Source organism: Paraburkholderia panacisoli (genome assembly GCF_008369935.1).
In the GTDB taxonomy this organism is placed as follows: domain Bacteria; phylum Pseudomonadota; class Gammaproteobacteria; order Burkholderiales; family Burkholderiaceae; genus Paraburkholderia; species Paraburkholderia panacisoli.
Window position 1 is genome coordinate 31,521 of the sequence record NZ_VTUZ01000011.1, and the last position, 26,359, is coordinate 57,879.

General features: G+C 63.9%; 23 protein-coding genes. 10 read left to right on the forward strand and 13 right to left on the reverse strand.

Translation table 11 applies throughout. From position 1 onward, the window contains the following. Positions 1-97: 97 nt before the first annotated feature. Positions 98-1,045: a class A beta-lactamase gene (bla, locus tag FVF58_RS17840; RefSeq protein ID WP_149671202.1), complete on the reverse strand. Its 948-nt coding sequence runs from the start codon at positions 1,043-1,045 to the stop codon at positions 98-100. Positions 1,046-1,144: 99 nt separating this feature from the next. On the opposite strand from bla, the gene FVF58_RS17845 reads away from it, so the two are divergent. Further along, positions 1,145-2,023 carry a LysR family transcriptional regulator gene (locus FVF58_RS17845; RefSeq protein WP_149671203.1) on the forward strand — a complete coding sequence of 293 codons (879 nt, stop codon included), beginning with the start codon at positions 1,145-1,147 and terminating at the stop codon, positions 2,021-2,023. Here the strand turns inward: FVF58_RS17845 and FVF58_RS17850 are convergent. After that, the gene (locus FVF58_RS17850; protein ID WP_149671204.1) at positions 2,020-2,271 is read right to left on the reverse strand and encodes a hypothetical protein; all 252 of its coding nucleotides are present in this window, start codon (positions 2,269-2,271) and stop codon (positions 2,020-2,022) included. The two genes, FVF58_RS17845 and FVF58_RS17850, sit on opposite strands and share 4 nt — an antisense overlap. A 68-nt stretch (positions 2,272-2,339) precedes the next feature. After that, positions 2,340-2,843: a lecithin retinol acyltransferase family protein gene (locus FVF58_RS17855; protein WP_149671205.1), complete on the reverse strand. Its 504-nt coding sequence runs from the start codon at positions 2,841-2,843 to the stop codon at positions 2,340-2,342. A 474-nt stretch (positions 2,844-3,317) separates the two neighbouring features. Between FVF58_RS17855 and FVF58_RS17860 the strand changes: the two genes are divergently transcribed. After that, positions 3,318-3,605 (forward strand): hypothetical protein, encoded by a 288-nt coding sequence (locus FVF58_RS17860; protein ID WP_149671206.1) that lies wholly within the window; start codon positions 3,318-3,320, stop codon positions 3,603-3,605. 5 nt (positions 3,606-3,610) lie between these two features. Further along, complete coding sequence (locus FVF58_RS17865; protein WP_149671207.1) at positions 3,611-4,381, forward strand: PP2C family protein-serine/threonine phosphatase; 771 nt, start codon at positions 3,611-3,613, stop codon at positions 4,379-4,381. 50 nt (positions 4,382-4,431) lie between these two features. On the opposite strand, the gene FVF58_RS17870 is transcribed toward FVF58_RS17865, so the two are convergent. The 9 genes from FVF58_RS17870 to FVF58_RS17910 all read right to left on the reverse strand — a co-directional run bounded on the left by FVF58_RS17870 (position 4,432) and on the right by FVF58_RS17910 (position 17,213). Then, the gene (locus FVF58_RS17870) at positions 4,432-5,787 is read right to left on the reverse strand and encodes a sigma-54 interaction domain-containing protein (protein WP_149671208.1); all 1,356 of its coding nucleotides are present in this window, start codon (positions 5,785-5,787) and stop codon (positions 4,432-4,434) included. Between the two features lie 2 nt (positions 5,788-5,789). Beyond that, complete coding sequence (locus FVF58_RS17875) at positions 5,790-8,846, reverse strand: peptidase domain-containing ABC transporter (protein WP_149671209.1); 3,057 nt, start codon at positions 8,844-8,846, stop codon at positions 5,790-5,792. 84 nt (positions 8,847-8,930) lie between these two features. Beyond that, positions 8,931-9,683, reverse strand: coding sequence for a peptidylprolyl isomerase (locus FVF58_RS17880; RefSeq protein ID WP_149671210.1), 753 nt, complete (start codon positions 9,681-9,683; stop codon positions 8,931-8,933). 37 nt (positions 9,684-9,720) lie between these two features. Continuing rightward, positions 9,721-11,094 carry a beta-barrel domain-containing protein gene (locus FVF58_RS17885; RefSeq protein ID WP_149671211.1) on the reverse strand — a complete coding sequence of 458 codons (1,374 nt, stop codon included), beginning with the start codon at positions 11,092-11,094 and terminating at the stop codon, positions 9,721-9,723. Beyond that, a complete protein-coding gene (locus FVF58_RS17890) occupies positions 11,072-13,699 on the reverse strand; it encodes an FHA domain-containing protein (protein WP_149671212.1) in 2,628 nt (875 codons plus the stop codon). The genes FVF58_RS17885 and FVF58_RS17890 overlap by 23 nt, the downstream gene beginning before the upstream one ends. A gap of 251 nt (positions 13,700-13,950) precedes the next feature. Beyond that, complete coding sequence (locus FVF58_RS17895; protein WP_425468951.1) at positions 13,951-15,471, reverse strand: efflux transporter outer membrane subunit; 1,521 nt, start codon at positions 15,469-15,471, stop codon at positions 13,951-13,953. A 226-nt stretch (positions 15,472-15,697) separates the two neighbouring features. Then, positions 15,698-15,982, reverse strand: a complete 285-nt coding sequence (locus FVF58_RS17900; RefSeq protein WP_149671213.1) for a hypothetical protein — start codon at positions 15,980-15,982, stop codon at positions 15,698-15,700. A gap of 279 nt (positions 15,983-16,261) precedes the next feature. Continuing rightward, positions 16,262-16,696 (reverse strand): DUF4399 domain-containing protein, encoded by a 435-nt coding sequence (locus FVF58_RS17905; RefSeq protein WP_149671214.1) that lies wholly within the window; start codon positions 16,694-16,696, stop codon positions 16,262-16,264. Between the two features lie 46 nt (positions 16,697-16,742). Beyond that, complete coding sequence (locus FVF58_RS17910) at positions 16,743-17,213, reverse strand: DUF4399 domain-containing protein (protein WP_425468953.1); 471 nt, start codon at positions 17,211-17,213, stop codon at positions 16,743-16,745. 397 nt (positions 17,214-17,610) lie between these two features. On the opposite strand from FVF58_RS17910, the gene FVF58_RS17915 reads away from it, so the two are divergent. Further along, on the forward strand, positions 17,611-19,623 hold the full coding sequence (locus FVF58_RS17915) for an SUMF1/EgtB/PvdO family nonheme iron enzyme (protein ID WP_149671216.1): 2,013 nt from the start codon (positions 17,611-17,613) through the stop codon (positions 19,621-19,623). Positions 19,624-19,707: 84 nt separating this feature from the next. On the opposite strand, the gene FVF58_RS17920 is transcribed toward FVF58_RS17915, so the two are convergent. After that, a complete protein-coding gene (locus FVF58_RS17920; protein ID WP_149671217.1) occupies positions 19,708-21,936 on the reverse strand; it encodes a serine/threonine protein kinase in 2,229 nt (742 codons plus the stop codon). A gap of 424 nt (positions 21,937-22,360) precedes the next feature. Between FVF58_RS17920 and FVF58_RS17925 the strand changes: the two genes are divergently transcribed. The 6 genes from FVF58_RS17925 to FVF58_RS17950 all read left to right on the forward strand — a co-directional run bounded on the left by FVF58_RS17925 (position 22,361) and on the right by FVF58_RS17950 (position 26,233). Next, positions 22,361-22,633 carry a hypothetical protein gene (locus tag FVF58_RS17925; RefSeq protein ID WP_149671218.1) on the forward strand — a complete coding sequence of 91 codons (273 nt, stop codon included), beginning with the start codon at positions 22,361-22,363 and terminating at the stop codon, positions 22,631-22,633. An 88-nt stretch (positions 22,634-22,721) separates the two neighbouring features. Continuing rightward, positions 22,722-23,015: a hypothetical protein gene (locus FVF58_RS17930; protein ID WP_149671219.1), complete on the forward strand. Its 294-nt coding sequence runs from the start codon at positions 22,722-22,724 to the stop codon at positions 23,013-23,015. 192 nt (positions 23,016-23,207) lie between these two features. Further along, positions 23,208-23,426, forward strand: coding sequence for a hypothetical protein (locus FVF58_RS17935; RefSeq protein ID WP_149671220.1), 219 nt, complete (start codon positions 23,208-23,210; stop codon positions 23,424-23,426). 310 nt (positions 23,427-23,736) lie between these two features. Continuing rightward, positions 23,737-23,943 carry a hypothetical protein gene (locus FVF58_RS17940; protein WP_149671221.1) on the forward strand — a complete coding sequence of 69 codons (207 nt, stop codon included), beginning with the start codon at positions 23,737-23,739 and terminating at the stop codon, positions 23,941-23,943. Positions 23,944-24,256: 313 nt separating this feature from the next. Then, positions 24,257-24,547: a DUF3303 domain-containing protein gene (locus FVF58_RS17945; protein ID WP_149671222.1), complete on the forward strand. Its 291-nt coding sequence runs from the start codon at positions 24,257-24,259 to the stop codon at positions 24,545-24,547. Positions 24,548-24,586: 39 nt separating this feature from the next. After that, positions 24,587-26,233, forward strand: coding sequence for an MFS transporter (locus FVF58_RS17950; RefSeq protein WP_149671223.1), 1,647 nt, complete (start codon positions 24,587-24,589; stop codon positions 26,231-26,233). Positions 26,234-26,359 lie beyond the last annotated feature (126 nt).

The window sequence follows — 26,359 nt, forward strand, 5'->3', positions numbered from 1 at the left end:
ACAATTCGACTGGTGAAATATGGGCGAAAGTCGCTGAACGCATCGGCTCCGGCTCCATGGTTCCACTCACGCGCGGACGTCGCGCCAATGCAGACGCCTACGCTGAGGTTGCCGTTGCGCCCACCACCAGCGCCGCAACGCTCGCAATCGCCGCGTTGCTGCGCGCCGCGTCGCCGTCCGTTCCGGTCAGATAGACCGTCACGAGCACCGGCCCGCGTCCCGGCGGCCACAGAATCGCGATGTCGTTGGCGGTGCCGTGTTCGCCGGTGCCGGTTTTATCGCCGACGCCCCAGTCCTGCGGCAGCTTCGCGCGCAGCCGCGCACCGCCGGTCTCGTTGGCCGCGAGCCAGGCCAGCAACTGCGCTCGCGACGAGCGCGACAGATGCTCGCCCAGCGCCAGCTCGCGCAGATTGCCGAGCATCGCGTTGGGCGTGGTGGTGTCACGCGGGTCGCCGGGCGTCGCATCGTTGAGCATCGGCTCGATGCGGTCCAGCCGCGTGATGCCGTCGCCGAGGCTGCGCGCGAACGCGGTCACCGCCGCCGGACCGCCGAAGCTCGCGAGCAGCAGATTGGCCGCCGTGTTGTCGCTGAGCGTGAGCGCCGCCTTGCATAACTCGGCGATGCTCATGCCCGCGTCGCCGGTGAGTTCGCGAGTATGCCGGCGGGTGCCCGGCGAATTCGGCACGAGGTCGCGTTCGGAAAACACGACGCGCCGCTGCAAGTCCTCCTCGCCGCGATCCACGCGCGTCAGAACGGCGCCCGCCGCCAGCAGCTTGAAGGTGCTGCACATCGGAAAGCGCTCGTCCGAGCGCAAGCCGGCGTGCAAGCTGGACGTCGTATCGACGATCGACACGCCCAGCCGCCCGCCGCTTCCCGCCTCGATCCGCGCGAGCTGCTCACGGATCGCGTCCGCGCGGGCCAGCTCGCGCCCGCGAGCCGGCGTGCCCGCCTGCACCGCTTTCCCCAATGCACCGGTACTGCCAAGCGCAACCCCAGCTATTGAAGCGCCCAGCATCCCAGCCCCGAATTTCCGTCTCGTGATCATTGCTGCTCCTTGTGTGAAGCCGCAACTATCGGTTTTTCGCCTGCCGCTGACAAACGATGATAAGTTAGACGACTCACAAGAAAATCTTATGCCTTCGCCATGAGACCACATCTTCCGCTGAACGCATTGCGCGCGTTCGAATCGTCCGCGAGACATCTGAGCTTCACGCGCGCCGCCCTCGAACTGAACGTCACCCAAGCCGCCGTCAGCCAGCAGGTCCGCACGCTGGAGGAGCGGCTGGGCACCGCGCTTTTCAAGCGTCTGCCGCGCGGCCTTGCGATGACCGACGAAGGTCTCGCGCTGCGCCCGGTTCTGAGCGACGCGTTCGATCGTATCGAAGCCGTGCTCAAGCAATTCGAAGGCGGCCACTTTCACGAGGTGCTGACAGTCGGCGTGGTCGGCACGTTCGCGGTGGGCTGGTTGATGCCGCGCCTCAAGTCGTTTCGCGACGCGCATCCGTTCGTCGAACTGCGGCTCCTGACCAACAACAACCTGGTCGATCTCGCCACCGAAGGTCTCGACTTCGCAATCCGCTTCGGCGACGGCACATGGCCGGGTTTGCTCGCCACCCGGCTGCTCGAGGCGCCGCTCGCGTTGCTGTGCACGCCGGAGATCGCCGCGCGTCTATCGACGCCCGACGACCTCGCCGGCGAAACCCTGCTGCGCTCCTATCGCGCCGACGACTGGATGAACTGGTTCCGCGCCGCCGGCATTCCACCGCGTCCGGTTCGCGGGCCGGTGTTCGATTCGTCGCGTCTGATGGTGGAAGCTGCGATGCAGGGCGCGGGTATCGCGCTTGCGCCCGCGCTGATGTTCGATCGCGAGATCAACGAGGCGCGCCTGGTGCGCCCGTTCAATGTGGAAGTTCACGCCGGTAGTTACTGGCTGACCTGCCTGAAGGGCAAGCCGATGACGCCGGCGATGCTGCTGTTCAGTCAATGGATCATCAAGGAAGCGGCACAGCACGCGCCCGGCTAGCAAAGCGCGGTGCGGCGATGGCCGTTCATCGCGGGCCGCTCGGCTTGCGGCGGGAATACGTTCCACGAACCGTCGTCATGGCGAAAGAAGAAGATCGACAACAGGCCGCCTGGCCGCAGCGCTTCAACGCAGACATAACGCTGATGCGAAGCGCGATGGCAAAACGCCACGACGCGCGCGGGCATCGACGGGGTGGGCGCGAGCCATTTGTCGACGGCCCAGTGCAAATTCTTTTCGGTGGCAGCCATGATGTTCTCCTTGAATCCTTGCTTGCTTGAATCCCTGAAATCCGGTCTCGTTCGGCTCGCGCCGAGGTTCACGCCAATTGCGCGGCACCGTGAGCGCCCTTCGTACTGCTTTCGACGAAAGCCTTCACCAGGCACACCAGTGCAAGCACGCCGGCGCGCGGATGGCGCAAGCAGCAGTGCACTTGTTCGCTGCGGCTTTCGCCGAGCAGGCACCATGCGCAGAAGTGTTCGCAGTTGTTGGTCAAGAGGCGGTAGTGGTTTTCGCCGAGACGGGAGCGGGCGCGGCGCACGGCTTCTTCGCCGACATAACGCGCGCAAGGCGTTGAGCGGACCGACAGCGGATGGCCGGCGGCGAAGCGGCTCAACTCCACTTCCTCGACCGGGCCGCGATGCGCGGAACCCGCGAAACCTGCGTAGTGGACCACGCGGCCATTGCCGACGTAGATGCCGTGATGTTCGTAACCGGGCCGTTGCGTGACGAGATGCGCGCCGATCGGCAGGTCGATGGTGGACGTTGCGGCCTCGTGGGAATCGCGGCCTTCGCTGTTCGTCTGAAGAGGGTTGGTGTTCATGGCTCGCCTCGCTTCGATTTCCAACACTGTTGCGAGAGCTTTTGCATCATCCGGGCCATGTGCGGCAAAGCCTTTATCTACAAGGCTTTCGGGTCTGACGAAGGGAGTTTGAACGAAGCGGGTGTCAGCCATGAACCGACAGAATTTGCGCCGATATGTTGGCACGTGACACACATTGCGGCTCGTTGAGGATCACTGCAAGCGCCGGTTGTCAGCACAGACAAGCGCGTCGGGAAGCCGCTCGAATGTGTTGGGTCGCACACCGTTCCGAGAGCGGGGTTGTTGGCTGCAAGCCGACCTATACGAGTGCGCGCGTTCCGCCGCCGCCTGGGGCAAGCACGCGGAATCGCCGAGCAATCAATGCGTTACGACAAACCCGCCGTGGGCGGCCGCACATTGGCATAGCACTTGCACCATACCGTGCGGATCCTTTTAAACCGCGCGTTGCCTGCGCGGCCAAAACCGGAGAACGTCATGGCTTGCATCACAGTAAACGACCTCACGCTGAACCTCGCGCTCGACCGCAAAGCGATGGCGGCAATTCGCGGCGGCGGCGGTGCGCCGTGGGTGTACGGCTGGATTCAGCCGTATGTGCCCGAAACGCCGAGCTTTGGACCTGTCGTCAACCTGTACGAGGTGTCCAACAACTTCTATGCTAACCAGATGATCAACCAGTTCCAGTCGGTCGATGTCCGCAACACCGGCGCGAACTCGAACATTAGTGTCTCCCCCGACGCCCGCAGTAAAAACGATACGGTGTAACCGTTGTGACCTGTGCGAGCCAATTTCGCTGGACGTCGTCCGCGCGTTCCGACGCGGGACGCGTGCGCGAAATCAACGAAGACGCCTGCCTCGACCAACCCGATCCGGGACGCTGGGCCGTCGCTGACGGCATGGGCGGCCACGCGGTCGGCGATCTGGCGAGCCGTCTCGTGATCGACGCGCTGAGCCGGCTCTCGTCGCCGGTCAGCCTGAAAACGCTGATCGCCGACGCGCGCGCGCGCCTGCAAGCCGCGAACGGTCAACTGCGCGACGAAGCCGCGCGCCGTCAGGTGCAACGCATTGGCAGCACGGTCGTCGTGCTACTGGCTTGCGACCGCTTCTGCGGCTATCTGTGGGCGGGCGACAGCCGCATCTATCTGTACCGCGACGGACAGTTGCGGCAACTCACACGTGATCACAGCCAGGTGGAGCAGCTTAAATCGCTCGGGGTTATTACCGATGAAGAGGCGCGGCATCATCCGGCGCAGCACATGATCACGCGCGCGGTGGGCGCAACGGACAAGCTCGAACTCGACGACGACGCGATCGAAGTCGCCGACGGCGACGTCTTCCTGCTATGCAGCGACGGCCTGAGCAACGAACTGACCGATGCCGAAATCGTGTCGGTGCTGACCTCGACGGAGCGCGCGAACGCGTGCGAGGAACTGGTCGAGCTGGCGCTCGCGCGGGGCGGCCGCGACAACATCACGGCGGTGGTCGTGCAGGCGGAAGATCCGGATTCATCCGACAAGACCTTGTTGAATCCGTCGCCTTGAACCCGTGTGCGGGTTGAAGCTGCTTCGATACGGCCCAGGCTCCACGAGCCTCACACCTCCTCTTCCTCGTCACTCTTGTTCTCGTTGCCTCCGTTCCTGCTCGCGGCCGGCGCATTGCGGTTGCGGAAATCCTTCGAATGCAGACCGTGCTTCTTCAGCAGCATCTGCAGATGCGAGCGGTTCATGTCGATACGCCGCGCGAGTTCGGCAACCGTGCCGCTCACTTCGCGAAGGCCGCGCTCCAGAAAGGCCTTCTCGGCGTCGTCGCTGGCGGCGCGCTTCGCGTCGCTCAGCGACATCAGATTCGCGACGCTGATCGGCTCCCCGCCACTCGCGCCCGCATCACTCGACACCATCGCCGAACCCGGCGCCGCCGGCCGCATATCCAGCGGCAGATGATCGACGTCCGCCATGTCGCCCGCCAGACACGATATGCGATACATCACGTTGCGCAACTCGCGGATATTGCCCGGATACGCGTAGTTCAGCAGAAAGTCCCGCAAACGCGGAGTCAGCCTGACGGGTCTGCGCTTTAACGTGCCGGCCGCTTCGTCGCCGAACCATGCGATCAGCAGCGGTATTTCATCGCGGCGCTCGCGCAGCGGCGGCAGCGTCACGTGAATCACGCTCAAGCGGTAGAACAGGTCCTCGCGAAACTTGCCCTCTTCGCTGAGTTGCCGCAGATTGCGATTGGTCGCCGCGACAATCCGCGTGTCGACCGCGATCGTTTCGTCGGAGCCCACGCGTTGAATCTCGTGCGCCTCCAGCACCCGCAGCAGTTTCACCTGGCCCGCGAGGGGCAACTCGCCGATCTCGTCGAGAAAGATCGTACCTGTGTGCGCGCTTTCGAATTTCCCCTTGCGATCATTCGACGCCCCGGTGAACGCGCCCTTGCGATGCCCGAACAATTCCGACTCCAGCAGATTCTCCGGAATCGCGCCGCAATTCACGGAGATGAACGGCTTGTCCGCGCGCGAGCCGTTTGCGTGAATCACCTTCGCCATCAGCTCCTTGCCGGTGCCGCTTTCACCGTCGATCAGCACCGGCAAGTCGGTCGGCGCCGCCTTCTCGGCGATTTCGAGCGACTCCAGCAAACGCGGATTGTCGCCGAACGTCCCCTCGAATATGAAGCTGCGCTCGAGCAACGCCTTCCTGCGCGCGCCGCGCGACTGGTCGGATGGCGCCTGCGCCTCGGCGGCCACGGCCGCCTGCACGAAGCGCTCCTTGTGCGAAAGCTGCATCACCTCGTCTCGCAACGAGGTGGCTTGCCTGAGCAGCTTGTCGATATCCGCGCGCTCCAGCCGCGACGACCAGCGCAACGTCGAGCGCAAGATCTCGATGCGCTCGATCAAACCCGCATAGGAAATCGCCGGGCTGGTCTCTTCAATCTGGTCGAGTATCTTCATCGTCATGCACTCAACTGTTTCTGGACCAGTTGGTAATACATCCCGCCACGCTGAATCAGTTCATCGTGACGGCCCTGTTCGACAATCGCCCCTTCGTACAGCACGAGAATCTTGTCCGCCCGCATGATCGTGCTGAGCCGATGCGCGATGATCACCGCCGTGCGGCCCTTCAGAATGTCATGCATGTTGCCGAGAATATTGCTTTCCGATTGCGAATCGAGCGCCGAGGTCGCTTCGTCGAAAACGAGCAGACGCGGGTCGTGATACAGCGCGCGCGCGATGCACAAGCGCTGGATTTGTCCGCCCGACAAACCGATTCCGCGTTCGCCGACAATCTGTTCATAGCCGAGCGGCATCTTGCTGATAAACGCGTGCGCGTCGGCCATTTTCGCGACTTCTTCGATCCGGCGCCGGTCCGGCGAGTCGTCACCGCTCGCGATGTTCTCCGCGATCGTGCCGGAGAACAGCAGATTGCTCTGCATCACGTAGCCAATCTGCGCGCGGTAATACGCTTTATCGACCACGCCGAGGTCGTAGCCGTCGATGCTCATCTTCCCTTCGGTCGGCGTGTAGAAGCCGACCAGCAACTTTGCGAGCGTGGTCTTGCCCGAGCCGCTGCGCCCCACTATCGCCACCAGCTCGCCGGGCTTGATGTCGAAGCTGATGTTTTCGAGCACATAGGCCGAGTCGTTCTCGCCATAACGGAAATAGACGCCGCTGAGGCTGATTTCGCCTTGCAGCTCCGGCAGCATCACGCGCGACGGCAAATCCTGCGGCCTCTGTTCCGGCTCGATGTCGAGCACGTCGCCCAGGCGCTCCATCGCGACGCCCGCGTCGTTCAGCATGCTCCACAAGCCGACGAGCCCCATCAGCGGACCCAGCACGCTGCCCATGAACGCGTTGAACGCGATCAACTGGCCGATCGTCATTTCGCGCGCCAGCACCAGATTCGCGCCGACCCATAGAATCGCAATCGTCGTCGCGGCATTCAGCAGCTGACTGCCGAAGCTGACGAGAATGTTGAACGCATGCGCGCGATACTGCACTTCGAGCGCCTTCGCATACTTCTTCTCCCAGCGCAGGCGCACCGGCCGCTCGATGCCCATCCCCTTGACGGTCTCGACGCCCGCGAGCGCCTCCATCAGAAACGACTTCGATTCGGTCGCCGAGGTGAAGACTTCGCGCGCGTAGGCCTTGATCTTCGGCGTGGCCAGCACGGTCAGCGCCATGATCGGAATGACGAACGCGATCAACACCAGGGTCATCTTCACGTTGTAGATGAACATGATCGTGAAGTAGATGAACACCATCAGCAGGTTCAACGCGGTGGTGACGGTGGACTCGGTGAGGAACGCGCGGATCGTCTGGTTCTCCTGGAAGCGCGCGAAGATGTCGCCGGTCTTGCGCTTCGCGAAGAACGAGAACGGCAGCGACATGGTGTGCTTGAAGAACTGCGACATCATCGCGAAGTCCATGTTGCGCACCATGAAGTTGGCGAGATACGCGCGGATCGTCGACATCAATTGCGAAAACACGTTGGCGATGATCAGCCCGCCTATCAGCAGATGCAGCAGGCTGACGTTCTGATGCACGATCACGCCGTCGAGAATGTTCTGGATGATCAGCGGTGGAATCACCCCCAACACCTGTATCACGAAGGTCGCGAGAAACAGATGGCCGAGTATCTTCTTGTACGGCTTCAGATAGCCGACAAAGCGGATCCACGGCGAGCGCGCCGCCGAGATCTGCAACAGATGCGGGCCGCCGGTGAACAGCAGACACGTGCCGCTCCAGCCGCGCTCGAAGTCCTCGACCGCCAATTTCCTGAAGCCGAGCGCCGGGTCCGCCACCCACACATAGTCCTTCGAGAGCCCGTACACCACGACGTAGTGGTAGCCCTCCCAATGCACGATGAACGGCAGGTCGAAGCCGCGCAGCGAATCGAACGTGCATTGCACGCCGCGCGCCGTGAAGCCGAGCGACTCGCCCGCTCGCGCAAGGCTGTCGAGCGTCGCGCCCTGGGTCGTGACGTTGGCGAGTTCGCGCAATTTGCCGAGCGTCATCGGGATGCTGTAGTGGCGGCATATCATCGCAAGACACGCGGCGCCGCAATCCATTTCCTCGGCCTGTTCAACCAGCGCGAAGCGCTTGATGATTTTCTCGCCGAACTCGGGTTTGCTCTGCAAGTCGAGCATCAGCGGCAGCTTGCGGCGCTGTTCGAGCCGCTTTTGCCGCTGCAATTCGCGGTCGCCGTAACGGATGCGCTCGTCGAGCACTTCGCGCAGTTTCGGATTGCGTTCGAGAATGAAATGAACCGTGCGCTCCGGAATCACAAGCAGCCGCGCGTCGGTCGTCGCCACGACCGACGCCATCTGCTCCTGACGCATCAAGCACGCTTTCTCGCCGAAGATCTCGCCTTCACCGAACGTCGCGAGCGTGTAGTCGTGGCCCTCCTCGTGCCGGACGATGCGCACTTCGCCCTGCCGCACCACGTAGAGCCGCCGGTCGTCGCGTCCGTCCTGCTTGAGAATCTCCTTGCCGGCGGCGACCCGCTTCACGCCGACGCTGCGCACATACTCTTCCAGCTCCGCCTTGTTCAGCTTGCCGCGCAGATCGAACAACTGCGCGACGAAGCCGCCCGCCGAACTGATCGCCACATAGCTCGCGACGAACGCCAACGCGGCCTGGTTGCCGGCCATCACCGGCTCGATCGCGGCACGCGGGATGAACAGCAACTCGGTCTTCGCCGACGCCCGCACCGACGCTTCGTGAACATACGTGCGCAACATCGCGATGTCGGCGAAGATCTCGCCCGACTTGCGCACGCCCATGCTGGTTTCCTTGCCGTGCTCCTCCGTGAAGATACGCACCGAGCCCGTGCGCACTACGTAAAGACCGTCGGCCACCTCGCCCGCGGAGCAGACCGTTTCGCCGAACGAATAGAAGCGGGCTTGCGCGTAGTCGGCAAGACGCTCGATCTCATCGCGCGAGAACGGCGAGAGAATTTCGACCGAGGCGAGAAACTCGGCGGCGGAAGGCGCGGTCTGGGGGGCGTCCATGTGCTTGCGGACCTCGGTTCGGCTGATTTCGTTGCGTTGAGTCTTGCGGCGCGGTTTCGCTATCGGGCGAATAGCGCATGCCGGTTAGCGCGCTTCGATCACATGCTCCTGCGCGCGCGCGATCAGCCAGCTCTCGCGCAAGAGCCGCCTGACTTCGGAGGCCACGTCCGCGTCGAGCGTCGCCGGATATTTGGCCGTCACCGCGAAAATCTCGAAGCACGAGCGATCCGCCGACGGAAACGGCCCGAGCAGATCGCCCACCGCCGCATTGAAGATCTTCGCTTCGATGTCCGGCTTCAACGAACCGCGCAGCACCTTGCCGATCACGCCACCCGCTTCGCGCGTGTCCGCGATCGAATGCTCGCGCGCCATGTCCGCGAAACTGTCGGGATCGTCGCTCAGATACGAAATCATTTCCTTCGCCTTACCCTCGCTGTCGAGCACGATATGGCTCACCTCGATCGAGTCGAACTTCGGCGAATTCAGCGCGAAATAATCGCGGATCGCGGCTTCGTTGCCGACCTGGTCGAGCATCTTCTCCTGATACAGACCGTCGGTGATGAACGCCTCGAACTCGTCGAGACTCACGTGCAGCACGTCGAGGTACTGGTTCATATCGGTCGCGCGATGCAGGCCGCGCACGCGGCGGAACTGATCGGCGCGTTGCTGGATCTCGTCGGCGCTCACGGTAATGCCCTGCTTCTTCGCCGCGTGCACCGTGAGCTTGTCGCGCACGATCTGCTCGATCAGGCTTTCGAACTGGCCGGTCAGTTTCAGAAGACGAATGAACTCGGACACGTCCACGACTTCATCATCGATACGCACTATCGCGGTCATTTCATTCGCTCCTTTAATTGAAGTGTAGTCAGCGTGTTCAACCGGCCACCTGTCTGAACGGATCGAGACCCAGATCGATCAGACGCCGCTCGCGCACCACGATCTCGGCGCTCGCCGTCATGCCGTAGCGCAATGGGTAACGGGTGTCCGCTATCTGGTAGTAGTTCTTGTCGAGCGTGACGCGGCCCTCGTAGACCGGCTGCTTGTCCTGCGCCGACGGCTTGGTGGCCGGTGAAATATAGGCAAGCGTGCCGCTGATCAGGCCATAGCGCTGGTACGGAAACGCGTTGAACTTCAGCTTGACCGGCAGGCCCTCGTGCAGAAAAGCGCGGTCGTGTTCGGCGATTTCGATCTTCAGCACAGGCCGCGCGTCTTTCGGTGCGATGCCGCCGAGCGGCGCGTTCGCCTGAATCTTGTCGCCGCGTTGGGTCGACGTGACGTCGGTGATGACGCCTGAGACCGGCGCGAGAATCAGCAGGAAATTGTCTTTGTCGATGTTCTCGAAGCGAATTCGGGCGGCGGCTTCGGACACGAGTCGCGCGCTCTGCAATTGCAGGCGCACCTTGTCTTCCGCGTCGGTGATATCGCGCACCGCGGAATCATATTGCAGTTGGAGATCCGTAGTCTGCTGGCCGCTGGTTTCGAGTTGCGCATTCGCCTGCGCGTATTCGTGACTCAGGCGGAAGTCCAGTTCCGCGAGCTTCGATTGCGCGACACGGTAGGCGTTGTCCGCTTCCAGCGAGGCGGTCCGCTTCTGCTCGACCTGCAATTCGGCGATCCCGCCGCCGCCCGGCTGCGCGAACAGCTTCGAATAGCGATCCAGTTCCTGCCGCGCGGCCTCGCGGGTGCGGCGCGCGTTGTCGAGCGCGCTGCGCGCTTCGTCGAGTTCGGCCTTCTGCCCTTCGGCGAGCTTGGTGGTGCCTTCCGACACGCGGTTTTCGTGCAGACGCGCCTCGACTTCCATCTGCGCCTTCAATGCGGCGGCCTTGCGCTCCATCAGCGCCTTCTTTTCCGGGAACTGCTTCCAGTCACGCTCGGCGTCTTCGAGTTTGAGTTGCGCTTGCAGCGCGTTGCTGGCTGCTTCGATCGCGCCGCGCGCGTTCAGCCGCGCCAGCACGTCGCCTTTCGACACCGGCTGCCCCTCGGCAATGTAGAGGTCGGCCAGTTCGCCGTCGATTGGAGCATAGATGCGGCGCACTTCCGATTCCGGCGACAGCGTCCCTTGCGCGCTGACGATTACATCCGCGCGGCCGATGAACGACCACAGCAGGCCGGTCACCACCAGCGCGACCATCGCCCAGATCAACATGCGCGCGATACGCACCGGCTCGGCGGCAAGAATCGCGATGCCTTCGACGCTGTGGTCCCCCAGCGCCTCCGACAACGGCTTAGGGTGATTGTCGCGCTTCACTCTGGTCGCCTCCGATCAATGCCAGCTTCGCCTTCAGCAGTCCCGGGTCCAGCACCATGCGCAGTTCCGTCAGCGAGCGGCGCTGCAAATCGGCTTCGGCCTCGATGTCCGCGAGCAGGCGGTCGAAGTCCGCGGGATGATCGGCCTTCAGTTGCGTGTAGATACGCATGCCCTGTTGCGCGGCCGATTGCGCGTCGGACAGCAAACGCGCCTCGCTGCGAAAGCCGGGCGAGATGCCCGCTTCGAGCCGTTGCGTGCCGCCGATCGAACCATTCGAACGATATTCCTTCCACAGGCTCTGCGCGCGCAGCATGAGGTCTTGCGCGCGGGCCAGCGCTTTGTCGTGCAGCGCGGCGACATCCTTCTGGATCGATTGCACGAACCACGCATCGGTCTGCGGATCGAGACTCGCGTAGAACGACAGCAGGCGCTGGTCGTAATCCTTGCCGCCGCGCGTCTTCTGCAAATCACTGTACTGGTCGAGCAACGCTTTCTTGTGCGCCGCTTCCGCCGCGAGCACGTCGGACCATGGGCCCGCAGGCATCGCCTGCAAACCGGCCAGTGCCTGCTGCGCGTCGCCGCGCTGCCACGCAGCGTTCACTGCGTCATGACGCTCGATCACGTCCGTGGACGGCAAACGGCTCGCCGCGAGTTGCTGGAACTGCGCCTGAAAAGGCGGCGTGCTGAAATGCACCGACTTCAGCATCGCGAGCAACGGCGTCAATTGACGGCTCAGCGCGGCATTCAGCAAAGCGGTGTACTGCCGCAAATCCTCACGCACCCGGTCGAGGCCCGCGAGACGCGGATAGCGCTGTGCGTAATCGTCGAGCACGGGCGGCAGCGCGTCGGGTTTGTCGCGCGCGAGCTCGGTGCGGATCACGCCGTTCAGCCGGTCGATCGCCGCGACATACACCGAGTCGTCGCTTTCCAGCTTGCGCAGGTGACTGAGCGCCTGCGCGTATGGCTCGGCGAACACCGGCACGTACGCAGCGATCCGGTCGAGCGCGCGCTGATGGGTCTTCGCATCGTCGTCCCAGCGTTGCAGCAGCGTGTTGATCGTGGACTCGTCCGCATACATGCGGATCGGCGCATCCACGCCGCCGCGCGTCGCCACGAAGCGCTCCAGGTCGCCCACCCACTGCAATTCGCCGACCAGCGACGCAGCGTCCGCGTTATTCGCACTCAACGATTGCATCTCCTTGAGCAGCGCGTCGGCCTGTTCGAACTGCCCCTTCTGCAACGCGTTCAGCCAGCCCGGCAGTTTCGCCTTCAGCAGCGCTTCGCTGGCGAGCGCGCTCACCTTCGTGTCCGCCGGATGACTCGCCAGATAGCTCTTTGCCGCCGTGACCGCGCTCGTGTAATCGCCGCTCGCCAGCAGGTTCTTCAACTCGCGCTCCGACGAGCCGTGCAGGTAAAGCGCAACGGCAAACGCCGCCACCGCGACGACGCCCGCGCCGCCCCAGCCCGCGATGCGTTTGACGTTGGTGCGCTCGCCGTCCGCGAACGCCTTGCCGAGTTCGCCCGCAAGCAGACGCCAGCGCCGCCGCTTGCCCTTTACGGGCGCCGCGGCGCCGGGTTTATTCACACCAGGCGCGCCGTTCGCCCGGTTCGCCGCATTCGCGGCGCTTGCGCCCTTCGCGCCATGGCCGACGGCCGGCGCCCGCGCGGCCCCGCCCGGCGTGTCGCGTTTAGCCTGTGCCGAGACGGACGCTCCCGCTTCGTTGACTTCGTCTTCGCGTTGTAGCGCCGGGTCGACGCAAAAGATATCGAGGAACGAATGCGCGGCGCCTACGAACGTGGTCTTGTCGGTATCGACCGCCTCCTCGACGGCCGGGTTGAGTGATAGCTGGGTCACGGTGGGCTCGACTTCATGGGGCTTCTGCAGCGACACCCTGTAGACGAAGTGGTCCCCGCCAAATGCAACGACGTCGCCGTCCACCAGCGGCAGCGCGCATTCGTCCAGGCGCTTTCCGCCAACGTAGGTGCCGTTGGTGCTGCCGAGGTCCTCGACGTAAAGTTCGCCGCCCTTCAGAAAGATGTGCGCGTGACGCCGCGAGATGTAATTGACCTGATGCGGATAGCGGTCCTTGTAGCGCGCAAAAACGTCATCCGCCTTGCTGACGAGAAACGGGAACGCCTGCAGCTCGATCGGCTGCAAGCCGAGGTCGTTGCGCTGCGGCACCAGCATCAGGCCCGGCGCGGGCGCGGCATTCGCGCCTGCCACAATGCGTGCGCGCGGCTCGATGCTCACCCGGTAGCACAGTTCGCCGCCGAAGCACAGTTCGTCGCCCGCCCGCACGTGCGCCGGCGTCTGGCGCACCGCGGCGCCGTTCAGCATGGTGCCGTTCTTGCTGCCGAGGTCGGCGACATACACCGCGCCGTGCTCAATGAAAATGCGCGCATGACGACGCGAGAGCCGTGCGATGCGCTCTGACGGGTAGTCGGTGAACGGGGCCTCGCTGCGGCCGACTGCGAACAGGTTGTCGACGATCCGGATCGCGTCGAGCGCCGGACGTTGCGAAGACGCAACCGGTGACAGCACCACGTCGAAGGCGGCGTCCACTGTCGCGCGCATCTCAGCAATCGGAGCTTCGCCGGCGGCCATTTTATCTGGATCACTAAGCGTTTACCCGCTGCGACGAGAGCGCAGCGGAAACGAGACGAAGGACAACAGCGGAACAGTATTGTTGTAATGAGCCGCGCAAAATAAGGCGGCTTAACAATTGTAAGTCACGCATGGCGAGTGTTCAATTTTCAGATCGTTGATGGAAAAGGCAGACAACGCGTGATCCGCCGCCGGACTTTCTGCATTGCACGCGGCCTGGCGGATTAGCTCAGTGCTCCTTTACTTGGCTGTCAATTTGCCTTGACTTGCGCCTGCACGTCATCCACGCTCGGCCAGCCGCCGCCGAGCGCTTTATAAAGCAGCACCGTGTCGGACAGAATCAGTTGATGGTTGGCGAGCAGGTTCTGCTGCGCTTCGAGCAAGGTCCGTTCGGTTTCGAAAACTTCCAGTTGCGATATCACGCCAAGGCGCAGTTGCGACTGAATCTGATCGGCGACGATTTGCAGGCGCGACACCTCCTGTTCCAATTCCACGCGCTGCGCCTTGTGCGAACTCAGATTGACCAGCGCGTTCTCCACTTCCTCGAACGCGCCCATCACGGCCACGCGATACTGCTGCTCGGCCACGGTCGATTGCGCCTGGGTCACCTTCACGTGAGCCCGCACGCCGGGATCGAGTATGGGAATGTTGATGCTCGGCATCAACCCGAACGTGAACGATTTCAGCAGGTTGTTCAGCGCGAAACTCGCCGTCCCGCCATGCGCCGTAAGACCAATGGTCGGCAATTGAGCGAGCTTGGCCTGGCCGACGAGGTCGTAGGCCTCCAGCACCCTGAACTCCGCCGCCACCACGTCGGGCCGCCGCGCAAGCAGTTGCGCGGGCAAGCCTTCCGGCACCGCCGGCAGTTGCACGCGTTCCTGCAAATGGCCTTGCGGCAATTGAAACTCGCCTGCCGGCACGCCGATCAGCGTGCACAGCGCGTTGTTGGCGAGCGCGCGCGAGCGGCGCAGTTCGAGCAGCTCGTTCGTCAGCCGGTTGATCTCCGCCTGCTGGCGCAATACCTGGGTTTGCGGGATGAGGCCGCTGCGGCGCTGGCCGTCGTAGATCGCCAGAATCTGCCTGTTCGTGGCCAGCGTTTTCTGCTGCTGATCGATCTGGTCATCGAACTGCAGAATCTGAAAGTAGGTGCTCGCGACGTTCGCCACCAGTTCGAGATAACCTGCGCGCCAATCCGCCTCGGTGGCGTGGAATTCGGCCTTTTGCGCCTGCACGCCTTTTTCGACTTTGCCCCAGATATCAATGTCCCAGTTCACCTGCGCCGCGAGGTTGTACTGCTTGGTCAAGGGCCGGCCCGTGATCTTTTCGAAATCGGCGCCGGCGCCGAGATCCATGGTCGGCAGCGCACCTGCTTTGGCTTCGTTGATCTGCGTGCCGGCGACGTCGATACGCGCGGCCAGCACCTTGATGTCGAAGTTGCCCCCAATCGCTTTGGCGATCAGCGTATCCAGATACGGATCGTGGAAGCCCTTCCACCAATCGATCACGATGGTCGCGGCAGCCGACACAGGTGCGCCCTTCTGATCCGACCACGACGCTTTGGCGGGCGTGTCCGGGCGCTTGTAGTCGGGCATGCGGACATCCACGCACGCAGACAGCGACAGCGCGCATGCCGTTGCCGCGCAGATGCCGCGCAACGCGGCGCCGACACGAGCCCGGCTGCGCACACGCGGCGGCCGAACTGCGCAGTCACGTTGCGCCGATGTCGTGAAGCAGAAGCGCTGACAGCCCAATGAATCAAGCAACGCTGACACGATAGTCTCCGATGACGCCCGCTTCGCTGCACGAAAAGAACGCCGCTTTCGGACAAAGCCTCTCCTGCGCGGCTTCTTCATCGAAGCGGGCTAGCAGGTCGGCGGGGGAGCGGGCGGTACGCGAGGGGTGCGTGGAAAGGACGATTTAACGAGCTGTTTTTTTAGCAGGCGCCGATGCGGGAGGAGTCACGCGCAGGCTGGCGGGCCCGCGCGTGGTCCGCGCCGCTCAGTACACGTTGATGTTGTTGCTCGATTCAACAGTCGGATTGATGTTGGTCGTGATGCCCGAGACGAGCGCCGCGTTGTTGCCGTTCGCGTTCTGGATATACGTCGCCGTGCTGATCATTTGGGTGGCGTTGACGGTCTTGCTGTTGTTCGGCGCATACACCGGCGAGAAGTTGAAGTACGAGGACGACGGATAGCCATATCCCGTGCCACCGCGCACGGCGCTCATGGCCTTGCTGTCGAGTTGTTCGGTGATGGACAGGTCTTTGATCATCAGCGTGTTCATGGTAAATCTCCTGGGAAGGGAAAAGCGCAGTGCTGGGTTCGGGTTCGAGCAACTTGTCTGCTCGGATGCCATTAACGCATGGGCTGTGCCAGCATTGCTTTCCGATCCTGAGAAATCTGCAGAAGGGCTGTAGATAAAGGGCTTGGCCGGTGCGCCGTCAGGTCGTTCACGGCAGTAGCGCGAGGACGGCCGGGATGGGATGGTGGATCGCGGCCAACAAATCCTGAGAAGCTGTTGGCCGCTGCGCGACGGTAGGCGAAAGAAGCGCTGCGCTCCGACTCAGCGCGCGATCACCGTGATCTTCTTCGAATACACCGGCGGATTGTGCGGCACATGCATGTCGTCGCCCATCAACAGCTGCAACGTATGCTTGCCGGGTGGAAGCTGGATCATGGTTTCCGTTTCACCCGCGCCGAAATGCAGATGGTTGCGGTCCGACGGAATTTCCTGGTCCATTGGCGGCAAGTCGGTGTCGATCAGCAGATGATGGTGGCCGGTGTTCGGATACTTGACGCCTTTCGGCGCGACGCCCATGAAGCGCAAGCCGAACCATACCTTGAAGGGCTTGTTGGCGGGCACCACCTGGCCATCGTTGGGATAGCCAATATACTCGTGGGCGCCGGGCGGGGCCGGCGTCGTGCCGGCCGCCGCGAATTCCGGCGCGGCCCATGCCACCGATGCCACAAGCGCCGCGACCGCGATGATCTTGTACATGAGGTCTCTCCGTGTTGGCGAAGCCGTTATGAAGAAACGGATCGCGCTAGTCTTTTTGCACGGTGATGGTGATCTTCTTCGAATACACGGGCGGCACGTGCGGCACGTGGTTGTGATCGCCGAGAATCAGTTGCAACGTGTGCTTGCCCGGCGGCAACTCGATGCGCGCGTCCGTCTCACCCGCGCCGAAGTGCAGGTGATTGCGATCCGAGGGAATCTCCTGGTCGAGCGGCGGCAGGTCGGTGTCGATCAGTAGGTGGTGATGGCCGGTGTTTGGAAACACGACGCCCTTCGGGCACACGCCCATGTTGCGCAAGCCCATGCGCACCCACAGCTTGCCGCCATGAATCACAGCCCCATCCGGCGGCCAGATGATGTACTCCTCCGCGCCGGGCGGCGACGCGGTCTGCTCCGCCCGCGCGGAGCGCCATGGCGCCACGCTGCCGAGCGCCGCGAGGAGCGCCGCGCCCACGGCGGCACGCAACGCATCCCGACGCGCCTGCGCTGGACGGCTCATGTCGAAAGTAACGGGGGTGAGGATTCTTCTTCGCATAGCGCACTCTCCCGAAGAGGGGTCGTGGCCGCCTCGGCTGCGCAAAGGCGGGACACGCGTTCCGGCTGAATGTTGCGGGCGCGAGTGACCGAACGGCCGCGTAGTTAAAACGAGTGTGCGGCTTTACTTTGTGAATTAGCTTAGGACGTAACTTGCCAAAAAGATACGCCACACTCGTTAACCGTATGACGCGTCGAGGCACGCGACGGTTGTGACGCGCAAAGCGCGTGCTATCGTTATTAACAGGTCGCAGATGGACGGTCGGTGGCGTGGATGCTTCGCCCGAAGAACTCCAGCGAATGCTGCGAGCAGCGCGGTCAGCTAATGCCTAAGTTCTGTCCGGTACAAACAGGATGTGAAGATGTGGCGAATATTCCTGCTGGTGTGCATGGCTGGAGCAATGCAGGCGCAATGGGGCAATGCTTGCGCCGCCGCGCCGCAACACGACCACGCGCAGTGGACCGCGACCGATGCAGCGACCGGGGCCGGTGTGGCTGTGACGGATACGGCGGTCTCGCCGATCACGCCAATCACGCCGTTCACGCCATCGCGCGGCAATGCGCAGTCTCCACGTGTCGCGCTGGTGATCGGCAACGGCGCGTATGGCGATCTCGCAGACCCGCTCCTGCACAATGCGCCGCGCGACGCCGAAGCCATGCGCGACACGCTTCGTGCGCTCGGTTTCGACGTCGTCACGCTGACGAATGCCACGCCGCAATCAATGCGGCAAGCGATCGACGAATTCCGTGAGCGCTTGCGGACAGGCGGTGTGGGTCTCTTCTATTTCGGCGGGCACGGCATGCAAATTGGCCGGCGGACTCTGCTCATGTCCGCCGGAGTCGATGCGCGCGTGCCGGCTTCGCTAGCGAGCCACAGCATCGAGTTGCAAAGCGTATTGGAGGCGATGCAGTCGCCGCGCGCCGGCCGGCTCAATCTCGTGATTCTCGACACCTGCCTGAACAACCCGTTCGCCCGCGACACAACCGGCGACCCGCAAGCGCCGCCAGCCGACACGCTGATCGCCTATGCAACCGCGCCCGGCGGCTTCGCAGCGGATGGCGCGCGGCACGGCGTCTATACGAACGCCTTGCTGCGTGCGCTGAACAGCGGATCGCCGCAAACGCTGGGTAGCCTGTTTCAACACGTCGCCGCGCAAGTTCAGGTTGCGACCGGCGACCAGCAAAGACCGTGGATTGCTGCGGCGCTTCCTCTATCGCTTCAACTGAGCGGTGCCGCTCGGCGCGACGCCAGCGCGCTGCTCGCGCGAGCCGATCAGGATGATCCCGTCGTCACGCTGCACAGCAGAGGCATTTTGCCGAAAGACAGTGGCGAGCAATACGAAATCACGTTCTGGAATTCGATCAAGGACAGCAACTACCCGGCCGATTACGAAGCCTATCTGAAGGCCTATCCGAACGGCCGCTTTGCGACGCTCGCTCATGCGCGCATCGACCGACTGCGGGCGGCGGCGAGCGCCGCGCCGCCTGCCGCGCCTGCGGCTGCACCGGCGCCGCAAACGGTACGGCCCGCAGCGCCTGCCAATGCGCCTGGCAACGCCCCGGCGCCAGAGCACGCGCACCCGGCGCCCGCCCCGACACCCGCCGCGCCGCCCGCCGCCGCAGTCGCGCAAAAACCCGCTCCCACGCATCCACTGAGCGCCGGCGAAAGTCGCGACTGCGCCACCTGCCCGGTTATGGTCCCCGTGCCCGCAGGTTCGTTCGCGATGGGTAGCAGCACCGACGATCCATCCGAAAAGCCGGTCCATCACGTGAGCATCGGCGCGCCGTTCGCGATCGGCAAATACGAGGTGACGGTCGAGCAATGGAACGCCTGTGTGGCCGCCAATGCGTGTCAGAAGCTCACGCCCGAGAGCAATACCAACAAGGCGTCGCCGGCGCGCGACCTCAGTTGGGACGACGCGCAGCAGTACGTGAAATGGCTCAGCAAAGTCACGGGTAAATCCTATCGCCTGCCCACCGAGGCGGAATGGGAATACGCTGACCGGGCCGGCACCACCACCGCCTACTGGTGGGGCGATCAGATGCGCAAAGGCAGCGCCAACTGCAAGGACTGTGGCGATCCGTGGCACAAGGAGGGACCGGAGCCGGTCGGGTCGTTCGCGCCGAATCCGCTCGGCCTGTACGACATGAACGGCAGCGTCTGGGAATGGACCGCCGACTGCTGGCACAACAACTACCAGGGCGCGCCCGTCGACGGCCACGCGTGGGACAGCCCCGGCTGCGAAATGCGCGTGATTCGCGGCGGCTCATGGCGCGAAGGCGCCGGCTACATGCTCACCGCCACGCGCTTCAAGTACAGCGCCGGGGTGCGTCAATCGCAGGATGGCTTCCGGGTCGTCAAAGATCTCAAGTGACGCATACGGTTCGCAGCGACGGCGCCGCAATGGATGCCTGCGGCTGCGATCAATCCAAGGTCTCGTCGGTTTCGCTCAAGGCGCTCAAGGCGTGTGAGGCTTCGTCGTGATCGGCGCGAAATCGGCGACGATATGGTCCTGCCCATATTTGCCGCCGATTTGCGTGAGCCGCGTGTCGAGCGCACGCAGGTAATCGGCGCGCGGTTCGCTTTCCGGACGCGGCTTGTCGAATAGCGGCGCCGGCGTAATCAGCAGCACCACCATCTCCGCCCCGAACGGCTTCGAAATGATCCAGTCGCCCGCGCTGCCGATCGTGGCCGCATAGTGCGGCGGCGCCTGATTGTCCTTCGCGCGCGGGCTCGGCACCATATGCACGACGCTGCCGTCGAGCTGGTAGTAGTCGAGATTCACATACGAGTCGAAGCCCGGCGTGGTCACGTCGACCACCAACGGGTCGCCCTCGTGCAACAGACCGCCGGCCGGCCGCACGTGCAAAGCCGCAACGCGGCCCGCTTGCCAGTTGCGAATCCAATACGGCGCGAGCGTCTTGACCACGTCGCATTTGTCGTCGGCTAGCGGCTCGGCTTCGAGCGCCAGCGTATCGACACCGGGCAACGCCGCCAACGTGTCCTTCAGATGCCCCGCGCCGTTGCGCTGCGAGACGAAGCCACGCACCGTCAGCGAGTGGCCCTGCACGCTGGCGGATAGCGCCGAACAAGGCACTTGTGCCAACGCGGGCGCGACAGCGGCGAGAGTCAGTGCGGGTTTGGGCGTGGGCGGCGCTGGCGGTGCTGCATTGGGCGATGTTGCGAGCGGCGCCGACGGCGATGTTGCAGGCGCCGTCGCGCTCGGCGCGGAAGGCGCCGAATCTGGCGCAACGGATGCCCCCACGGGCGGCGAAACTGTCGGCGCAACCCCCGCCGCCGAATTTGCATCCGGCGCGACATCCGCCCGATCCGCCACCACCGGCGAAGCCGCCGAATCCGCCGGCACGTTATCCTGGCGCCCCGGGCCCGAGCGCAACGCGAACACGCCGACCGCCGCCGCGCACACCACGGCAAAACTCGCGAGCCCGACCTTCGCCAATGCACCCGACTTCTCCGCGCGCGCTTCGTTGTCGAACTCCGCGATGAAGCGCACCACGCTCGGCATGCGCGTGTTGCGATCGAACGACAGCGCGGCACGCAACGCGCGCCATTGCCGCGAATCGAGGTTGGGCGGCCGCTGCGGCTTGAAGTCGGCATTGCGCGCCTGGGTCGCTGACAGCCGGTCGAACGGATGGTGGCCGGTCAGCAACTCGTAGGTGATGCAGCCGAGCGCATAGATATCGTCGCGCGGGTCCGGCTCGCGATGCTCGATCATCTCCGGGCTCGCATACGCGGGCGTCAACGCGCCCAGACTGCCCGGATCGAACACCGTCGCGTCGCTCTCCTCTTCGGGCCGCTGGAACACGCGCGCAATGCCGAAGTCGATCACTTTCACTTCGGCGTTGGTGGTCAGAAACACATTGGCGGGCTTGAAGTCGCAATGGACGAAGCCGCGCTCGTGCGCATAAGCGAGCGCGGCGCACATGCCGCGTACGATCGGCAGCGCCGCGCGCACCGGCATGCCCTGATAGCCCGGCGTGCGCAGCAACTGGCTGAGCGGCTTGCCGCTCAGATACTCCATCGTCAGATAGACGATCGGTCCGTCGCGGTCGAAGTCGTACACCGTGATGATGTTGCGATGCGCGAGCACTTGCGCCTTGCGTGCTTCACGTTGCAACGCGACGAGCGAATTCGGATTGCCGCGAAACTGGACGTTGAGCACCTTGATCGCGAGATACGGCTTGCGATCCGACGCTTCGAGCTTGCGCAGATCGAGCGCCTTGTACACCGTGCCCATGCCGCCCACGCCGAGACATTCTTCGAGGACGAAACGGTTGTTCAGCGTGTCGCCGGTGCCCTTGATCTGGTCGTGTCCCGCGGCGCCGGGCGTGTTGGCGGCGCTAGCCGAACTGCTTGCGCTGCTGGAGGCACTCGAATCGCCCGCGCTCGCGGAACGCACCGATGGAATCTCCACCGAAGTCTGAATGCCGGTTTCCTCGCCGCCCGCCGCCACGTTCGACACGCGCAACTGCTCGATACGCCGCCGCACTTCCACGTACAGATCTTCAGGCAACGGCGCCTGACGATGCGCCGCGCCGAGCATCTCCAGCAGCTGCGTGGGACCGAGTCCTCCGGTCGTCAACGTGCTGTCGAGTTGAGCGACGAACTCGTCACGGGACAGCTCGCCGGTCTGATAGTCGTGAATCACACGCGCAAGGCTAGCCATTTGTGCGAAGCGCCGCCGCTGCCGTTGGGCCGGATCGCATGCGACCGAAGCCACGCGGGCTGATAGAAAACCTGTCGTAACCAGTTACATGTGCCGCTTCGATACTAGCTCCCGGCCCGGGCTTTCGCAAACCAGGATTGGCCCGCGCCGCGCCACGAGGGCGCGGCACGCCGGTGTCGTTCGGCATCCAACAGCAAATGGCCGGGTGTCGGACATGCGCCACCGCTCGCCGGCCGGCCAGGCCCGCCGCCGCGCTGTCTCCAATCAGGCCATGAGACGCGCAAGCCTTGCGCAGCGGGGCTTCGTCAACTTTATTAGGAACCTTGAATAAAGCTGGCACAGGCCATGCGTTAGTGACACCCGAGCAGACAAAATGCTCGAACCCAGTCGCAGAACCGCGATAATTCTTTCCAGGAGACTTACCATGAAGACGCTGATGATCAAAGACCTGTCCATCACCGAAGAACTCGACAGCAAGGCCATGAGCGCCGTGCGCGGCGGCTACGGCCCGTCGGTCTCGTACTACAGCTTCGCCCCGGTCTTTGCGCCGAACAACAGCACGAAGGTCGACGCCACGCAACTGATCAGCAACGAGCTGAACCTGCAGAACGCCAACGGCAACAACGTTGCGCTCGCGACCGGCATCACCTCGAACGTCAATCCGTACACGGTATCGAGCAACAACATCAACGCGTAACGCGCGCCGAGGCGAAGCGTCCACACTTCGTGGCCGCTTCGCCTCCCGCCCACCACGCCCGTCTTTCGCGCAACTTTGGAGAATCACCATGTCATCCCTCATGATTCGCGATCTGTCCAGCACCCGCGAACTCGACCGCCGCGCCATGTTCGCGGTGAGCGGCGGCACTGGCAGCAGCGTACCCGGCCTTCCATCGGTGTCCGGCCTCAGCGGCATCGCCAACGTCAACGTCAATGTCAACGTCAACCAGGAGTTGAACCAGGCGCAGTTCGTGAGCGTCTCCGCGCTCAACGGCAACGGCTTCATCGGCGCCAACATTCTGCCGCCGTTGCAGCTGGACGTGAGCCCGGTACTGAAGGGCGGCAACTTCGCGGCCGTGTGACCACCGGCAGCAGCGCGGGAACGGGGGTTCCACGACTGCCGCCACATCATCACGGTTATGCAAGCCGCGCAAGCCGCAAACAGATTTCCTATACTGATAGTGCGACGAGACCACCGAATGCAAAACGACACACAGGAGCGGCGGCCGGACCATGACAATGGCCAGCCGCCCAATTTCTTTTCTGGAGCCGCCATGGCAAAGCTCATCATCAAGGATCTGGCCGACAGCGTCCAACTCGACCGCGAGGCGATGGCCGCGATCGTCGGCGGCGCACGCGTCGGTGCGCGCTCGAGTAGCGCCGCGCCGCTGGTGCCGGCTGCGACGCGCGTCGTCGAATATCCGCCCGGCTTTCCCGCTGCGCATCAGGCGATTGCCAACGCGGCCATGCCGCGCAACCGGCAGCGCGGCTAGCGCCGAATCCAGATCGACACTGCAACGGCACGCGTGATCCACGCGTGCCGTTTGCATTTGCGTCGTCTGAAGCTGCGCCGTGACCCAACCATTCGCGCGCGATGCGTCTGGCCGAACCAGACAGATCGACCCGGCTTCGCATCGCGCACGCGCCATGCTCAACCGGCACGCGGCACACATCCTTGCCTGCCCTCGCTTTGCCGACACCCGCGCCGTTCCCGCGCGAGCCGCACCCGCATTGGCATGTCCCTTGCAGAAACATGGCTGAGCATCGCACTGTGCTCGCCCGACCACTTCAAGGAGTATCGCCATGAAATCCACTGTCATTATCAAAGACCTGCCCCGTTGCGCGGATAGCCCCCATGACGACGCGACCCTCACCTCCGAACAGATGAAGACACTGCGCGGCGGCCGTTCCGTGGTCGTCACCGTGGACGGCGGCGCCTTGGGCCACGTCGACGATTGGGAGATCAACACCGCAATCTTCGAAGGCCGCATCAAAGGCACCTACTTGTAGGACGCGCGAGAGGTCCGCAATTGGAAACCCGGCATCCCGCTCACTTGCACGTGACCCGGGTGCCGGTTCGATTGACCTGGTGAATGTCCGCTTGCGGCGACGCCGCCCCGGTTGCACATCACCTATGATGCTTAGGACGCCACGTGGTTTATTGCGTGCGGTCCGCCCCTAGCCCACCCTCTTCCCTCGCTACCCGGACAGCCCGATGGCGCAGCAGCGCTCGCGGCAACCGGCAGTCAACGCGCCGCGCAACGCTAGCGACGATTGCGGCGCGCCACGAGCCGGCATCGCCAATCCATATTGGAGACACGCAATGAAATTCATCGTGCAATGGAAAGGTCTGCCGAGCGACGAAAATGCGGTAATCGAACGCTTCATGAAAACCGGCGGCCAGGTGCCGGACGGCGTCACGTTGCTGGGGCGTTGGCACGCCACCGGCGGATTGCAGGGCGTGGCGATCGTCGAGGCGGACGACACGCGCAATCTCGCGGCGCTGTCGCTCGCATGGGGCGACCTGCTGACGATGAGCATCTTGCCGGCGCTCACCGACGAAGACCTGGGCGCCGCGCTCGGCAAACATCAGGCGGCCGGCCAGCGATCCTGACCGACAAGCTTGCCGATTAACCTGACCACCTAACCTGTCATGCCCGCCGGGCTCGCCACGCCGGTTCCGCCCGCACCTGGCGGACAACGCTTGCCATTCCGCGAATCGCTGCTGGCGATGCTCGGCGTCGCCTTCGTCGCAATGCTGGTGGCGCTGGATCAAACCATCGTCGGCACCGCGTTGCCGCGCATCGTCGCCGATCTGCGGGGCTTCGATCTGTACGCGTGGGTCGCGACGGCGTACATGCTGGCCTCCGTCATCACGATTCCGATCTTCGGACGCCTGGGCGATCTGTTCGGCCGCAAGCCGTTTCTGATCGCGGCCATCCTGCTGTTCACCGGTGCGTCGGTGTTGTGCGGACTCGCCGGCAGCATGCTCGCGCTGGTGATTGCGCGCGGTCTGCAAGGCATCGGCGGCGGCATTCTGATCGGCACCGTGTTCGCGACCGTCGCCGATCTGTTCCCGAGTCCGAAGCTGCGGCTGCGCTGGCTGGTGTTCGTCACGTCCTCGTTCGGCGTCGCCAATATGGTAGGGCCGACGCTCGGCGGCCTGCTGACGCAATACGGCGGCTGGCGGCTGGTGTTCTTCGTCAACGTGCCCATCGGCGTCGTGTCGCTGCTCTTCGTGCTGCGCTTTTTGCCGCCGTTTCACGAGCTGCGGCGCAAGGGCCCCGTGCGGCTCGACTGGCTCGGCGCGGTCGTGCTCGCAGTCACATTCGGCGCGGTGCAGGTGCTGATCGAAGAGTTTCCGAGACGCGGCGTCGACGGCACGACCATCGCGCTGGCCGTCCTCGTGTCGACTTGCGCGTCGATCCTCTGGCTATGGGAGCGGCGTGTGGGCGATCCGATCGTGCCGGTGGACATGCTGCTGGACCGCAAGCTGAGCGCGCTGTTCGCGATGTCGGTGCTGGGCGGCTTCGCGCTGTTTTCGCTGGTGTTCTATGTGCCGCTGCTGTTTCAGGGCGGCTATGCGATGACCGCACACGACTCGGGCATGCTGATCACGCCGCTGCTGCTCGGCACGACCGTCGGCAGCGTGATCAACAATCGCATCGTCACACGAATCCGGCGCGCGAACGCGATCATGTATGCGGGCTTTGCGCTGTCCGCGCTCGCCTGTCTCAGCGTGGTCGTGCTGCGGGGCACGGAACCGCATCTGGTGTGGATGTCGTGCATGGGCATCAGCGGGCTCGGCCTCGGTCTGGTCGCCACCAATCTGACCGTGTGTTCGCAGCAGATCGCCGCGCACGGTAACGTCGGCGCGGCCACCGCGCTGCTGCAGTCGCTGCGCACGTTCGGCGGCATGCTCGGCACCGTGATGACCGGCGCGCTGCTCGGCCATCTGTACTCGCGTGGCGTGCATCGCTCGCTCGATTCGTATCAGGCGACGCAGTGGTTCAAATCGTTCGCGAGTCCCGAACTGCTGGTGGACCGCGCGGAACAGGCCGCGCTGATCAATCGTCTGGTGAGCGCAGGTCATGCCGGCGACGCGATGATGCACTCCGCGCGCGAAGCGCTCGTGCAGTCGATTCACATCGGCATTCTGGTCGCGGGGGGCGCCGCGCTGCTCGGGCTGTGCCTCGCCTGGTTCGTGCCGCCCGTGCGGGTCGGCTATCTGGAAGCCGACGCCGACGCGAACGCCCAGCCGCCGCCCAAGCCGCTCCCGCCGCACCGCAACGCGCTCTGAGCGGCCCGCCGCCACGGGCGCGAAGGTACTTCTTGCTTTCTGTATCGGTCGATATATAATGCGTTTCTATATCGATCGATATAGAATTTCGGTGAGCACGCACGAAGCGCATGAAGGACACTGAAC

Excerpts from the sequence above, each read along its gene's own strand:
- FVF58_RS17920 (WP_149671217.1), bottom strand. The coding sequence starts at position 21,936 with ATGGCTAGCCTTGCGCGTGTGATTCACGACTATCAGACCGGCGAGCTG.
- FVF58_RS17940 (WP_149671221.1), top strand. The coding sequence starts at position 23,737 with ATGAAATCCACTGTCATTATCAAAGACCTGCCCCGTTGCGCGGATAGC.
- FVF58_RS17900 (WP_149671213.1), bottom strand. The coding sequence starts at position 15,982 with ATGAACACGCTGATGATCAAAGACCTGTCCATCACCGAACAACTCGAC.
- FVF58_RS17880 (WP_149671210.1), bottom strand. The coding sequence starts at position 9,683 with ATGACCGCGATAGTGCGTATCGATGATGAAGTCGTGGACGTGTCCGAG.
- FVF58_RS17930 (WP_149671219.1), top strand. The coding sequence starts at position 22,722 with ATGTCATCCCTCATGATTCGCGATCTGTCCAGCACCCGCGAACTCGAC.
- FVF58_RS17890 (WP_149671212.1), bottom strand. The coding sequence starts at position 13,699 with ATGGCCGCCGGCGAAGCTCCGATTGCTGAGATGCGCGCGACAGTGGAC.
- FVF58_RS17905 (WP_149671214.1), bottom strand. The coding sequence starts at position 16,696 with ATGTACAAGATCATCGCGGTCGCGGCGCTTGTGGCATCGGTGGCATGG.
- FVF58_RS17860 (WP_149671206.1), top strand. The coding sequence starts at position 3,318 with ATGGCTTGCATCACAGTAAACGACCTCACGCTGAACCTCGCGCTCGAC.
- FVF58_RS17945 (WP_149671222.1), top strand. The coding sequence starts at position 24,257 with ATGAAATTCATCGTGCAATGGAAAGGTCTGCCGAGCGACGAAAATGCG.
- FVF58_RS17950 (WP_149671223.1), top strand. The coding sequence starts at position 24,587 with ATGCCCGCCGGGCTCGCCACGCCGGTTCCGCCCGCACCTGGCGGACAA.
- FVF58_RS17870 (WP_149671208.1), bottom strand. The coding sequence starts at position 5,787 with ATGAAGATACTCGACCAGATTGAAGAGACCAGCCCGGCGATTTCCTAT.
- FVF58_RS17875 (WP_149671209.1), bottom strand. The coding sequence starts at position 8,846 with ATGGACGCCCCCCAGACCGCGCCTTCCGCCGCCGAGTTTCTCGCCTCG.
- bla (WP_149671202.1), bottom strand. The coding sequence starts at position 1,045 with ATGATCACGAGACGGAAATTCGGGGCTGGGATGCTGGGCGCTTCAATA.
- FVF58_RS17855 (WP_149671205.1), bottom strand. The coding sequence starts at position 2,843 with ATGAACACCAACCCTCTTCAGACGAACAGCGAAGGCCGCGATTCCCAC.
- FVF58_RS17910 (WP_425468953.1), bottom strand. The coding sequence starts at position 17,213 with ATGAGCCGTCCAGCGCAGGCGCGTCGGGATGCGTTGCGTGCCGCCGTG.
- FVF58_RS17850 (WP_149671204.1), bottom strand. The coding sequence starts at position 2,271 with ATGGCTGCCACCGAAAAGAATTTGCACTGGGCCGTCGACAAATGGCTC.
- FVF58_RS17925 (WP_149671218.1), top strand. The coding sequence starts at position 22,361 with ATGAAGACGCTGATGATCAAAGACCTGTCCATCACCGAAGAACTCGAC.
- FVF58_RS17845 (WP_149671203.1), top strand. The coding sequence starts at position 1,145 with ATGAGACCACATCTTCCGCTGAACGCATTGCGCGCGTTCGAATCGTCC.
- FVF58_RS17915 (WP_149671216.1), top strand. The coding sequence starts at position 17,611 with ATGTGGCGAATATTCCTGCTGGTGTGCATGGCTGGAGCAATGCAGGCG.
- FVF58_RS17935 (WP_149671220.1), top strand. The coding sequence starts at position 23,208 with ATGGCAAAGCTCATCATCAAGGATCTGGCCGACAGCGTCCAACTCGAC.